Genomic DNA, 14,205 nt, shown 5'->3' on the forward strand with positions numbered 1-14,205 from the left:
CTGGAGGGGTTTTTCATTATGTAACATTCAAAATAGAAAGTGTACTAATTATGTATCTTTACGTTTCTAAAAAAATAATCAACAAATGAAAAAAGCAATTCCCTTTTTGGCAATCGTCCTATTAATTGCAGCTTGCAATGATTCAAAAAAAAAATCAACTGAAAGTAATGACGAAATGAACAATACCGAAAATCCGCTACTTACTGAAAGCACCTTGCCCTATGAAGCTCCCGATTTTACGAAAATTAAAGACGAACACTTTAAACCTGCGATGCTTGAAGGCATAGAACAACAAAAACAAATTGTACTAGAAATAGCAAATAACGAAGAAGAACCCACTTTTGAAAACACCGTGGTGGCCCTGGAAAAAAGCAGCGAACTTTTAGACCGTTCTTCCCAAATTTTCTATGCGCTTGCTGGCGCCAATACAAACGAAACACTTCAAGCAGTGGAATCGGAAATGGCGCCGAAATTTGCCGCTCAAAAGGACATGATATATTTGAACGAAAAATTGTTCAACAGGTTTAAAACCCTCTATGATAAAAAGGAAAGCTTAAACCTAGATGCCGAATCTTTAAAATTACTTGAAAATTATTACGAAGATTTTGAAATTGCGGGGGCAAATCTTTCTGTAGAAGATAAGGAAAAATTAAAGGTTTATAATGAAAAAATTGCAACCCTAACCACCAAATTTAGTAAAACACTTTTAGACGCAAACAATGCGGGCGCAGTAACGTTTACCAACAAAGAAGACCTTTCGGGCGTAGCTCCAGATTTCTTAAAATCTAAAGAAATTGAAGGAGGCAAAGGTTGGTCTATTCCGTTGCAAAATACTACACAACAACCATTGTTGCAATCTATGAACAATAGAGCAAGTAGAGAAAAACTGTTTAAAGCAGCGTGGCACAGAGCAGACCAAGGTGAGAACGATACTAGAGAAATAATTAAGGAATTAGTAAAAGTGCGTGCCCAAAAAGCAAAACTTTTAGGCTTTAATAATTATGCCGAATGGAGCCTTCAAAAAACAATGGCAAAAACACCCGAAAATGTAAATAAATTTTTTAGCGGGCTTATTCCTGCTGCAACGGCAAAAGCACAAACTGAATCTGATGAAATTCAGAAAATGATAAATTCTGATGGAAAGGATTTTACATTAGAACCGTGGGATTGGAACTATTATGCCGAAATGGTGCGAAAAGAAAAATACGACTTAGATGAAAACCAAATAAAGCCTTATTTTGAATTACAAAATGTACTAGAAAAAGGGGTGTTCTATGCTGCGGAAAAACTGTATGGAATAACCTATAAGTCCAGAACCGATATTCCTACCTATCACGAAGATGTACGGGTTTATGAGTTGTTTGAAGAAAATGGCGAACCACTGGGACTTTTTTATGCCGATTACTTTGCTAGACCGAGCAAACGTGGCGGCGCTTGGATGAGTAATTTTGTTACACAATCAAAATTGTACAATAAAAAACCGGTAATTTATAATGTTTGTAACTATCCAAAACCAGCTGATGGCGAACCTGCGTTACTTACTTATGATGAAGTTGAAACCATGTTTCACGAGTTTGGGCACGCCCTTCACGGGTTTTTTGCAGCGCAGCAATACCCATCATTATCTGGAACGGCCGTAGCGCGCGATTTTGTAGAATTTCCTTCGCAGTTTAATGAAAACTGGGCCCTGTATCCGGAAATTCTAAAAAACTACGCCCTTCACTATAAAACAGGCGAAGAAATTCCGGAACAATTGATTGACAAAATAAAAGATGCGGGCACATTTAATCAAGGGTATAGTCTAACCGAAAACCTGGCGGCATCTAACCTGGATATGCAATGGCACACCATTTCTGCTGATAAGCAAATTGATGATGTAAATGCTTTTGAAGATGCTGCTTTAAATAAAACTAAACTTGATGTTGTTCATGCCGTACCGCCAAGATACCGCTCAACTTATTTCTCACATATTTTTGCGGGTGGTTATGCCGCAGGCTATTATTCGTATTCGTGGACAGAAATGTTGCATCACGATGCCTATAACTGGTTTACAACCCACGGAGGTTTAACACGCGAAAATGGCCAGCGTTTTAGAGACATGGTTCTTTCTAGAGGAAATACATTAAATCTTGAAAAAATGTATAAAGATTGGCGTGGTAGTGACCCAAAAATTGAGCCTATGTTACAGGCTCGCGGGTTGAAATAACAAAAAAAGAAAACCACTAATCCACGAATAGTCTTTACAATTATTCGTGGATTAGTGGTTAATACTGTTACTTCTTCTTTTTAGAATTTTTCTTATCCTTCTTTGGGTGTACCAATTTCATCTCTTCAATTAAATTGGTGGCGCCTGCGTATTTATCTACTATAAAAAGTACGTATCGAATATCTACCATAATGTTGCGCGATAGGGCAGGGTCATAATAAAAATCGCTCATTGTACCTTCCCAAACGCGGTCAAAATTTAGACCTATTAAATTTCCGTGTGCATCAATAGCTGGGCTACCGCTATTGCCACCCGTTGTATGATTGGTTCCAATAAAGTTAACGGCCATCTTGCCGTTTTCGCCATACTGGCCGTAGTCTTTCGCTTCAAAAAGATCGATAAGCTTTTGCGGCACATCAAATTCATAATCGCCAGGTACGTATTTTTGAATTACTCCTTCCAAATGCGTTACAGGCTCGTAATACACGGCATCTGCGGGAGAGTAACCCGCCACTTTTCCATAGGTTACTCGCAAGGTACTGTTGGCATTGGGAAAGATGCGTGCGTCCTTTGGACTTAGTTCAAGCAAGGCTTTCATATAATCACGCTGCAACCCTGAAATTTTTAAATCTAATTCTTCGTATTTCGGGGCAACTTTTTCAAAATAAGCATCTGCCATTTCTGCTACTATTTTAAAACCTGGGTCATTATTCAACTTTGCTAAAACTGTTTCAGCATCGCCTGCTAACAGCTCTTTAACCGAGGTGTAATCTACCAAAGCAGAGTTGGTATAAACGTTATTTGTTAGTTGTTGTGCGTTTAAATTTTTAAATGAAGCTGGTAAAAAGTGATCTGCAACCCCTTCAGCGTAGAGCGCAATTAATGCTTCAAACACTTCTTTGTCTACTTGCTGGTTGTAATCTTTGTAATGACTTTCAAGTCTTTCAACCATATTGTTTCTTCTATCTATAAAGGACTGTTCGCCTCGGTTTTCAAAAACTTGTTTTAGCTGATAGGCTTGATAGGCCGTACGCAGTAATTCTACATTTCGTAATACAGTTTCAAGAAAATATTCACGTGCTAACGTATATGGTTCAATTTCGGTGTAGTAGGCCTCAAATTTTGGTAAAAGTTGACCGTATTCCTGTTGTTTCCCTTTTTTGTTAATCTGTTCTTTCAGTTCCCTTTCCTGTTGTTTTTTAATGCCAACTGCATCAGATTTTTTAAGTCCTAATGTTTCGCCTTTCCACTTTTTCCAGTAATTGGCAATTCGGGCGAATTTAGAAGCATATTGAATTTTTATCTGCGGATCGGCGCGCATGTATTTATCCTGAATGGCTAAAGCCGCATCGCGAATGGCAATTCGAGCTGGGTTTACAGTATTTATAACTTGTTCTATAGCGATTGAGGGTAAATACTCATCGGTAGTTCCTGGATAGCCAAAGACCAAAGTAAAATCGTTTTCCGCCACCCCATCTAACGAAATAGGAAGAAAGTGTTTTGGAGTGTAAGGCACGTTGTTTTCTGAATATTCTGCGGGACGGTTGTTTTGGTCGGCATAAATTCTAAAAAGTGAAAAATCGCCAGTGTGCCGAGGCCAGATCCAGTTATCGGTATCGCTCCCGAATTTTCCGATAGAAGAAGGTGGAGCCCCCACCAAACGAATATCCTTAAAAGTTTCAACTACAAAAAGCATGTATTGGTTGCCTTCGTAAAAGGTGCGTACCCGATTTTCTTGCCAAGCTTCTTTTGGATAATTTTGTACAGTTGCCGCAATATTTTCTTCAATTTTTTTCTGTTTGTCACCTTCGCTCATTGCGTCTAAAACGCCCGTCATTATTTGAGGAGTAACATCTTCAATTTTTACAATGAATGTAGCCGTAACGCCCGGATTGGGTAATTCATCCTTCAAACTCATTGCCCAAAACCCATCTTCTAAATAATCATTTTCTAACGATGAGTGACTTTGAATTTGCGAATATCCACAATGGTGATTGGTAAGTAAAAGCCCTTTGTTGCTAATAACTTCGGAAGTACAGCCTCCATTAAAATGAGGTACGGCGTCTTTTAAACTGGCATTATTTACATCGTAAATATCGGCTGCAGTCATTTTCATGCCGAGGTTGGTCATTTCAGTTTCATTCATTCCTTCCAAAAGTGAAGGAATCCACATGCCACCTTGTTGTGCGAAAAGTGGAACCGATAAAAAGATAAATAGTAGACGAAATAATTTCATAATAATTGCTTTTTAAAATAATAGCGTGCAAGATAACAATACCCTATCAATTCTGGTAATTAAGCTATGTAAAGACTTCAAAAATTTGAAAATTTATTTAAAATAGAAAACTTCACTTTTAAAATTCAGCTTCAGAATCATTGTTGTCCGATAAAAGTAATGACTAACTCTGGAAAACCCCATATTATATGTAGTCCCTATGGGACTAGGAATTGACGGGGCTCTATTTTTTTACCCATATTTAATGCCTAACGGCATACTGCTCCAGCTGGGCAAAATATTGGTAATCAAGAGATCGCACCTAAACAAATGTCCCGTAGGGGAAAAACATGATTTTTAATCGGACAATACTGTTTCAGAATAGTTATAATCGTTTTTATAATGCGAATAGAACGTAAATTTATGTATATGAAATAGCTAAAATTTCGAGGGCTCTAGACTCGGTACCTAATTTAAAAGGCACAATTTCGCCAATTTTATGACCCGTTAAAGCCACCGCAATAGGTGCTACAAATGCAATTTTTCTATTTGCAATATTGGCTTCGTCTACGCCAACAATTTGAAAAGTTTGCGGCGAGGGAGATGTAGATATTTTATACGTTACCGTGGCGCCAAATCGGACTTCGTCTTTTGGTTGGCTCGCAGGGTCTAGAATGCGGGCAGACGCAATCCGTTCGTTCAGTAAATCTAATTTTCCGTTTATTACAGCTAATTCAATTCGGCGCTGTTGCTCGTTTACAGTTGTAAGTGTGGCGCGTTCGTCCTCTAAGTTTTTTCGTTCGCGCTGTAGCAATTCCATTCCGGTAGGTGTAACATAATTGGTAGCGCTTGTAGGTAAGGCCGCGCGTGGTGGAATAATAGGGGTCTCTTCCTGATCGCCCTCTTTTACAAAACCTCTGCTCATAGTTAACTAATTTTTGAGGTAAGATATAAATTCTGGCACGGCTTTACAATCAAGTTTTAATTGTACGGTAAATGTTGAAGAAATTTACCCTGAAATTTAAAAGCGAATTTTTAACTGCTATAGCTTACTATTCCTTCATTTTGTTTTGGTGTTTAAAACTAAAAAAAAGGTTGAATCTCCTGTACGTGAAAAACGTATTTATCGTCTTCAAGAGCCCATGTTCCGTAGTAATTCATCAATAAGCCTTCGATGGGTTTTTTATAATAATTTTCTGGAGAAATATCGCCAAAATAGATATAGGCGCCATAACCATATTTTTCTGAAAAACAACCATTGGTAAGTCCGTCGTTTATGTTGTGAACAATTCCTGCATCAACCATTTCTAAATCTATAAATAAACAGCCAGATTGGGTTTTTTCGTTATAATTATACACAAAGCCTCCTAAAGTAACCTTGCCTGTGTTTTGAAGGTTAGAAGGGTTATGGTGCTCAATTCCAGTAATTTTATGGTTTATTGCTAAAGTATCGCTTGCCTCAAATAAGGTAGAAGATATTTGGTTTTTCTGTGGCTGGTAAATAAGCGAAGTTCCTTTAACTGGATTTGTAATGAAAACTATACTCAGAATAAGTGCGAGTTTTATTATTTTAAAGCGTTTCATAATTTAGATTTTTGCTTTGTATTTTATAGGAATAGAATAGGCTTCTGGCGTATTTAATTCGGTATGTGCGCGAGCAACAATGTTGTATTGTTGAAAACGTACAGTTAAAATGTATTTTAAGTTTTTTGCTTTTCTTGCAATAAGTTTTTGCTTTTTTTAAAAACTTTACTATTTACTTATTAATTGAAAGCGTCTGCAGTTGGGGAGAAATACTGCAGGGTTTTGGAAAATTTTGAATGTATTATAAAATGAATAATTTAATTTCCAATCTAACAAATATATAAAATGTGTAAATACGATAAATGCGATCGCTGTAAATAAATACTTACAAATTTCCTAGATGTTGTTTAATTGAATTTAAATATTAATAACTATTTAATTTTTATTGAAGAATTAAAAATCTGACTAGATATAATTTGGATTGCTGCATTACTTATTTTTACAAATAAAAAAATCGCCCGAGAATTTTCTCGGGCGATTTCCATTTCAATATTCAATTATAAAACTACTCTTTTAAAAGGCGTTTGGTTATCTCGCCCTCTGTACCTCTTATTTTTACATAGTAGGAAGCAGCGGCAAGCTGGTCAACGTTTATTGTTTTTACATTGCCCATTGCACGAAGGTCTGCACTTTGTACCAATCTACCTCTTAGATCGTAAATTTCCAGTTTCTCCAATTCCAATAACTTCGGATTGCCGATGTTCAGAATATTCTTGGCCGGTACCGGATACATCGTAATGCTTCCAAGGTCGTAGCTATTATCGCCAACCCCTAAGACACTTTCTACGATAAGTTCAAAATCACAAGTTGAAACATTTCCATATGCATCCTCTGCGGTAAATGTAATGGTGTACGTACCATCAGAAAGCGGCGTTCCTGCTGCAGGAGATTGTGTTGTAATTGTAACTGGATCTGTACAGTTGTCAATTGCTGTAGCTTCACCCGTTGCAAAATAATCTGGAAGGATATAGAATATATTTCCTGGTCCTGGATCTACTGTTTGGTCTGCAGGACACGTAATTACCGGTGCAAGGTTGTCTACCACAGTAACCTCTGCTGTACAAGATGCAAGGTTGCCATTTACGTCAATTGTAAACACCTGAACCGTTACTGGCGCACCAATATCTGAACAATCAAAATCGGTAATATCTACAGCTGAAGTAAAGATACCACAAGCATCGTCATTAGAAGCTATCACATCACTTGGGTCAAGAACGGCAGTACCATCCGCGCCCAGTTCTAGGGTAAAGTCCTGACACACTAATACCGGGCTTGTATTGTCTTCCACAGTTACCGTAGCGGTACAAGTTGACGTGTTTCCGTTTACATCGGTTACCGTTAATGTTACAATATTGTCACCAACATTTGAACAATCAAAAGTATCTATGTCGAGGTCGTAGCTCGCAATGCCACAGGCATCGGTGCTTCCGCCGTCAACATCTATTCCTGCAATGGTTACAGTTCCTGTTGCATCGAGTACAACTGTAATATCTTGACATACTACCATTGGTGCAGTTACATCTTCAACAGTTACAATGGCAGTACAAGTTGAAGTATTTCCGTTTACATCAGTTACTGTTAAAATAACGTTGTTGTCGCCAACATCAGAACAGTCAAAAGTATCAACATCTATCGATAGGCTACCAATACCACACTGGTCTGTACTTCCTCCATCAACATCGGCTGCAGTAATAGTTGCATTACCAGCTGCATCAAGTTGGATAGTGATATTCTGACATACTGCTACCGGAGCTTCATTATCCGTTACGGTAATAGTAAAACTGCAGGTGCTGGTGTTTCCATTTACATCGGTCGCGGTGAATTCAATGGTGTTTACGCCAACCGGGAAACTGCTTCCGCTTGGATCGCCCATTGTTTGGACGACGCTTGCAATGCCGCAATTATCGAAAGCCACCGGAGTAACAAAGGTTACCGTTGCAGCACAATCTCCCGCATCTGTGTTGGCGGTAATGTCTGCCGGGCAGATAATTGTTGGTGCAATGCTATCCTCAACGGTAACCGTTGTTGTACACGTTGATATATTGCCGTTTACATCGGTTACGGTAAGTGTTACCGTATTCGGACCAACATCCGTGCAGGTAAACGTGGATTTGTCTATCGTGGTGCTCGCTATGCCACAGGCATCGGTGCTTCCGGCATCAATGTCGCCAACGGTAATACTTGCATTACCCGAAGCATCCAACTGAAGGGTGAACGGAGCAGCACAGTTTGCAACCGGCGCAACGTTATCTTCAACGGTGACCGTTGTTGTACAGGTTGAAACGTTGCCGTTTACATCGGTTACGGTGAGTGTTACCGTATTTGGTCCAACATCTGCGCAGGTAAATGCGTTCGGGGAAACTGACAGTGAAGCAATTCCACAGGCATCGGCAGACCCACCGTCAACGTCGGCGCCAGTAATTGTTACATTACCTGTGGCATCCAATTGGGCGGTAAATGGTTGGCATACGGCAGTTGGTGCCACATTATCTTCAACAGTTACAACTGTTGTACAGGTTGAAATATTTCCGCTAGTATCGGTTACAGTGAGTGTTACTGTATTGACTCCCACGTCTGCACAACTAAAATTAGATTTATCTATAGTAGTTGTGGCAATACCGCAGTTATCGGTGCTTCCATTTTCAATATCACCTACAACGATAGTTGCGTTTCCGGCTGCATCTAATTGTATAGTAAATGGCGCTGCACAGTTTGCTACAGGTAATTCGTTGTCTTCAACTGTAATAGTAAAACTACAGCTTGAGGTATTACCAGCTGCATCCGTTGCCTCAAAAGTGTTTGTTGTTGTTCCTACCGGAAAAGTGCTACCGCTAGGTAATCCTGCTGTTTGAGTAACTGCAATAGAAGAATTTGTATATAAGGTTACATTGTCTAAAGCAAACTTAGCAGGTCCTGTAAAGGTGTCGGGAGTATTTTGCCAAAAGCCAATACGAATTGTTTGACCGGCATAGGCAGAAAGGTCTGCAAATTCACTTACCCAAATATTATCAGAATCTATCGTTCCAGCGGGTAAAACTCTGGTTTTAAGTACTTGTAGTACTGTGTTTGTTGCATCTAGTATTTGAACTTGATAAGTTCTATCTGAACAACCACCACAGAAATTTAATAAGTCATAATCTATATTTTCATCCCATCTTAAATCGGCAGTAGTTGCTCCAGCCGGGATAGAGATCTCTTGGTATAGCAATGATGTATCTGGTCCTGCTGAATCGAATCCATTTCCGGCGAGCAGTCCTCCATCGGTTGGAGACGCTGGTGGGAAGAAGCCTCCTCCATTATTCGATGCACCAACAAAATAAGGAATAAAGGGATTTGTAAAATCAATTACATTCCAGCCTGTAAAATTGCCTGTTTCAAAACTGCCATTTACAAGTATATCATTTAATGCACAGTTATCTGTAGCTGTTGGCATAACATAAGTAACAACCGAACTACAAAGACCCGGATCATTACTTACTGTAAAGTTTATGGGGCAGGTTAAAACCGGTCCTTCTGTATCGATTACGCTTACAGTAAAGCTACAGTTAGCTGTGTTTCCATTTGTATCTGTAACCATATAAGTTACCGTGGTTGTTCCTGTTGGGAAAAAATCTCCTGGATTATGCGAGGATGTTGTTATGCTACCAGAGCAATTATCTACGCCTACTGGAGCAATCCACGTTACGGAAGCACCGCAAACACCAGGATCATTATTCACACTAATATTTCCAGGACATGTAATGGTTGGAGGCGTGGTGTCATCAACTGTTACTGTATCTGTAGCACTGCCCGAGCATCCACCTGCATCCGTATAATTATAGGTGAGCGTGTGGATTCCATTTCCTGCAGCCGCAGCATCAAATGTATAGGTTGTTCCATTTCCATCGTCTGTAACTCCGGGGCCGCTATATACACCGCCAACTGGAGTTCCGCCGCCTTGACCAGTTAAGATTGCATTCGGACAAACTGGACTGGAGGGTGCTGTAAAGGTAACAATAGGGGAGGCATATATTGTAACGTTCTGTGTTGAACTATTTGCGCAGGCTCCAGTTGTTGTGTAGGTTACTGTATATGTCCCAAGAGTTGACGCAGAAACGTCAATCGTTCCTGTTGCTGCATTAATTGATAATCCAGCAGTACTAGTAAAAGTTCCTCCAGCGACACCCGTAATTGTGGGAGTGGGATCTGCACCACTTACGCAATACGATCCGGCACTATAGTTAAACGACGCATCATCCAACGTATTTATGGTAACGTTTTGAGTTGAACTATTTGCGCAGGCTCCAGTTGTTGTGTAGGTTACTGTATATGTTCCAGGCGTTGACGCAGAAACATCTATTGTTCCGGTTGCTGCATTAATCGATAATCCCGCAGTACTGGAAAATGCTCCTCCGGCTACACCTGTAATTGTGGGAGTGGGGTCTGCACCGTTTATGCAATATGAGCCAGCACTATAATTAAACGAAGCATCATCCAAGGTATTTATGGTAACTCCCACGTTAGAGCTATTGGGACAAGGTCCAACCGTTGTATAGGTAACTGTGTATGCCCCAGGGGTTGATGTAGAAACATCAATAGTACCTGTAGCGGCATTAAGAGACAATCCGGCTCCAGCCGAGAAAGTTCCACCACCAAGTCCCGTAATTGTAGGTGTAGGATCAGGTTCACTTATACAATACGACCCTGCACTATAGTTAAACGAAGCATCGTCCAACGCATTTATGGTAACCCCCACACTAGAACTATTTGGGCAAGTTCCAGCCGTTGTATAGGTAACATTATAAGCCCCAGGTGTTGATGTAGAAACATCAATCGTTCCTGTTGCTGCATTAATCGATAAACCGGCAGTACTAGTGAATGTTCCTCCGGCTAAACCCGTAATTGTTGGGGTGGGATCTGCAGCATTTACGCAATACGAGCCAGCACCATAGTTAAACGAAGCATCATCCAAAGCAAATACCTCTACATTGTCTGTTGCCGAAGAAGCACCTTGGGTATAAGTTAAAGTATGGGTTCCTACGCCTGCAGTGGTGGGATTAAAACTGTATGTAGAGCCATTTCCGTCATCGGAAACACCTGGGCCGCTATAAGTACCCCCGGCAGGAGCACCGCCACCGAGACCGGTTTGAACGCCTGCATTTATGCAAAGATCTGCGAGTGCCGTAAAAGTTACTCCCGCGGGTAATACTTCAACCGTATCGGAAGCACTATCGGCGCACGAACCAGCAAAGGAAAAAGTATAAGTAAGGGTGTGAACTCCAACCCCGGCAGCGGCAGGATCAAAGCTGTACGTTGAACCATTTCCGTCATCGGTAACACCCGGCCCGCTATACGCACCACCTACTGGTGTTCCTCCGCCAAGACCCGTTTGTACACCAGCATTAACACTAATATCTGGTAAGGCTGTAAAATCGGCAGCCGTAAAATAGTTAAACCCCATTTTATTTGCAGCTTGTGCAACAATACCATAAACATTTGCAGAAGATTCATTACCGTTGTACGTTTTGGAATTTGGATTAGAAACGCAATTAAATATAGTGTTGTTTGAACTTCCAGGATATGGGTCGCCAGTATCGCCTCGATTAACATTATTATTTAGATTGTTCAATCCATCGGCTTGTTCAAGATTAACGCGATATCTAGCTGGGTTGGTGTTATCGCCTGTAGCTCTATCTATATGGTAAATACATATTCCTGACCCAGGTAAAAATGCATCCCAAATAAATTTTTGTCTGTTTTCAATTAAAAAATATTCAGTTCCAACCGCAGTATTTAACCGATAGGCTTCTGCCGAACTTTGCGAATAATCCATATTGTTAATAGTTCCGGATCCGGTGAGTAGGGTTGGGGTCATCCAGCCCATTTCGTCCTTACAATATACAGATGGATGTGCTGGCGTTCTGCCATTATTGTTCCAGGTTCCACCAGCCATTAAACACCAATTACCCAATCCTTCTGAACCTCCGTCGGCATCGTATAAATCGGGAAGACCTAATGCGTGCCCAAATTCATGGCACATTACACCAATATTTGTAATACTGGCAGGGCCGTATTTTTCTGCTTGGATTATATAATCATTAATTTGTTTACCATCGTAAGTAACCTGTAAACCGGCAGCAGCTAATACCCATCTATGCGACCAAATATCGTCCGCATTGGCAGATTCTTCGGCTCCACGACCCGAATGAATTACCATTACTACATCAACATTATTATCATTATCTCCGTCATAATCTGCGAAATTAACGCCGGCAGCTTCAGCGGCATCTACGGCTTCACGAATAAGAGGTACCGCATTTAAAAAATTTCTTGCAACTAAACTACCAACACCGTAGGTTGCGCGATTATTTGCGGCAGTGTACCATCCTGAAACATCAGTATTAATGGTAAGATTTCCATAGGAAGCAGCTAAATAAAAGTCGCGAAAACTTCCTGTTTGGCCATTTACGCTATAACCAACTTGATTGCTTAGATTGTTAAACTCTGCATTTGTATAGGTTGCGAGTTGGTCTGGGTAATCAATTAATAGCAGAAGTGACTTTCTAATCCCTGAGGAAGGAAATACACTTTGAACCGATACCCCAGATGGAATTCGCGATTCGCTAGCACTTATTATGCGTTCTCTTAAAGGTTCCCCTGCATAACGCGCATGGGTATTTAAAGAATTTAAAGTTCGTATTTCCTGTGCGGTTCTTCTATTGGTAGCAGAAACAATTACATTAGAAAGATATAATTCTCCATCAACCCCTTGAGCGGCATATTTAAAATACTTATCCGCGGGATCTTGCATTACCGTATAACCATCAATGGTTTCTAAATATGTAATTTTATCGTCGGTTAAAATTCTTCCGCGAAAAATTTGGCCGTTGGGCTGCTCAATTTCCGTGATATACGGAAAGTGGGTAACGGCGCAAAATTCATTTCCTTCCGTTGGAGATATAGGAATAATGCCCATTGGTCCAGCTGTTGGATTGGTGGGCAAAGCTCTTTGTAGATTCGAAGAAGCGGGATAGTATGCACTATTTTCAGCTCCCTGCGCACTACCTTGCCATGTGCAGCATATTACTGCAATGACCATTGCAAATTGCGTAATTTTTTTCATAATATGGTTATGTTGGTGAATAAAAAGATTCAATATAAACTTGCAACTGAAGATTGCTCGTTAATATAATGATAGGTGTAGGGAGAAATCCATTTCAAGTTACGAACTGTATACATAGTAAAAAATAAGTGGCACTACGTATAATGTTAGTAGTCAGAATTTTGTATTGGCTATACCTGAAATACAACAATGAGAATTCTAAAAGTAATAAATATTAAAATAGAAAACTTTACAACAGCGAAGGATGAAACGGGCCGTGCGTAGTATTTTTTACAGGTTTACACAGTAAATTTTTAAATACTGCATAAAAATGCTTTTTCTTCAATAAGAAGTGGAATGTAAATTTTGAATAACTAAACCAGTTGAAGTATTACAAACTACGCTAAATTAGAGCGAAATTAGTTGTTGGGATTCAGGAAATAATTCACTAAAAAATCCACTGGCAATACTAGAAAAGATATTGAAAAGGCTAGGTGGTCTTAAAACGAAACATTGCGCTAAATTAAAGCTTTCCAAAAAACGAGGCTACTTCTTCTTTAAATACATTTACGGGAATACGATGGCCGAGTTCTTGTCTTACATAAATGTGATAATTGGTATGTTCCTGTAAATTTTTGGAAAGAAAAGCAAAGGTACTTTTGGGATTAATTACATCGTCGTGACTGCCAAGTACAATTTGTTTAAAGCTTAGGTACGGATTTTTATATGTTGGTATTTTTTGATGTACCGAGCGCGTATGTAGCGCAGGATTAAAAAGTAAGGAGGGAAGGTTGTACGCATCTGCAATATAATACCCTACAAACCCACCCATGCTACTGCCAATAACCACCTGTATATTTTCACCGCGGTACTGTTCTACCAAAAGTTCAATACTATTATATTCAGTTCTATAATCAATTGCGGGAGAAAAGACCTTGCCGTATTCTTCTAAAATATTTCTTTTCTCAGGAGCTAGATCTCCATCTAAACCGTGCAAATAAAGAATATTCATAATTTACCTATTTTAAAGTGAATAAATACAAATAGTAACTATAATTTTCGGTACAGTACATATGTATTTGCTTATGCTCTTCTAAGGTAACCCAATCTTTTTAAACT

6 protein-coding genes are annotated in these 14,205 nt (G+C 39.6%); 1 reads left to right on the forward strand and 5 read right to left on the reverse strand.

Annotation, left to right across the window (positions count from 1 at the left end):
• Window positions 1-85 precede the first annotated feature (85 nt).
• Window positions 86-2,206 (forward strand): M3 family metallopeptidase, encoded by a 2,121-nt coding sequence (locus QCQ61_RS08520; RefSeq protein ID WP_279447213.1) that lies wholly within the window; start codon window positions 86-88, stop codon window positions 2,204-2,206.
• A 67-nt stretch (window positions 2,207-2,273) separates the two neighbouring features.
• Here the strand turns inward: QCQ61_RS08520 and QCQ61_RS08525 are convergent, their stop codons facing one another.
• The 5 genes from QCQ61_RS08525 to QCQ61_RS08545 form a co-directional block, all read right to left on the reverse strand.
• Entirely contained in the window at window positions 2,274-4,442 is a 2,169-nt protein-coding gene (locus tag QCQ61_RS08525; RefSeq protein ID WP_279447214.1) for a S46 family peptidase, read from the reverse strand.
• 400 nt (window positions 4,443-4,842) lie between these two features.
• A complete protein-coding gene (locus QCQ61_RS08530; RefSeq protein ID WP_279447215.1) occupies window positions 4,843-5,346 on the reverse strand; it encodes a GreA/GreB family elongation factor in 504 nt (167 codons plus the stop codon).
• A 158-nt stretch (window positions 5,347-5,504) separates the two neighbouring features.
• Window positions 5,505-6,005: a hypothetical protein gene (locus tag QCQ61_RS08535; protein WP_279447216.1), complete on the reverse strand. Its 501-nt coding sequence runs from the start codon at window positions 6,003-6,005 to the stop codon at window positions 5,505-5,507.
• 505 nt (window positions 6,006-6,510) lie between these two features.
• Window positions 6,511-13,107: a M6 family metalloprotease domain-containing protein gene (locus QCQ61_RS08540; protein WP_279447217.1), complete on the reverse strand. Its 6,597-nt coding sequence runs from the start codon at window positions 13,105-13,107 to the stop codon at window positions 6,511-6,513.
• 502 nt (window positions 13,108-13,609) lie between these two features.
• Entirely contained in the window at window positions 13,610-14,098 is a 489-nt protein-coding gene (locus tag QCQ61_RS08545) for a YqiA/YcfP family alpha/beta fold hydrolase (RefSeq protein WP_279447219.1), read from the reverse strand.
• Window positions 14,099-14,205 lie beyond the last annotated feature (107 nt).

The organism is Aequorivita marisscotiae (assembly GCF_029814825.1).
GTDB lineage: Bacteria > Bacteroidota > Bacteroidia > Flavobacteriales > Flavobacteriaceae > Aequorivita > Aequorivita marisscotiae.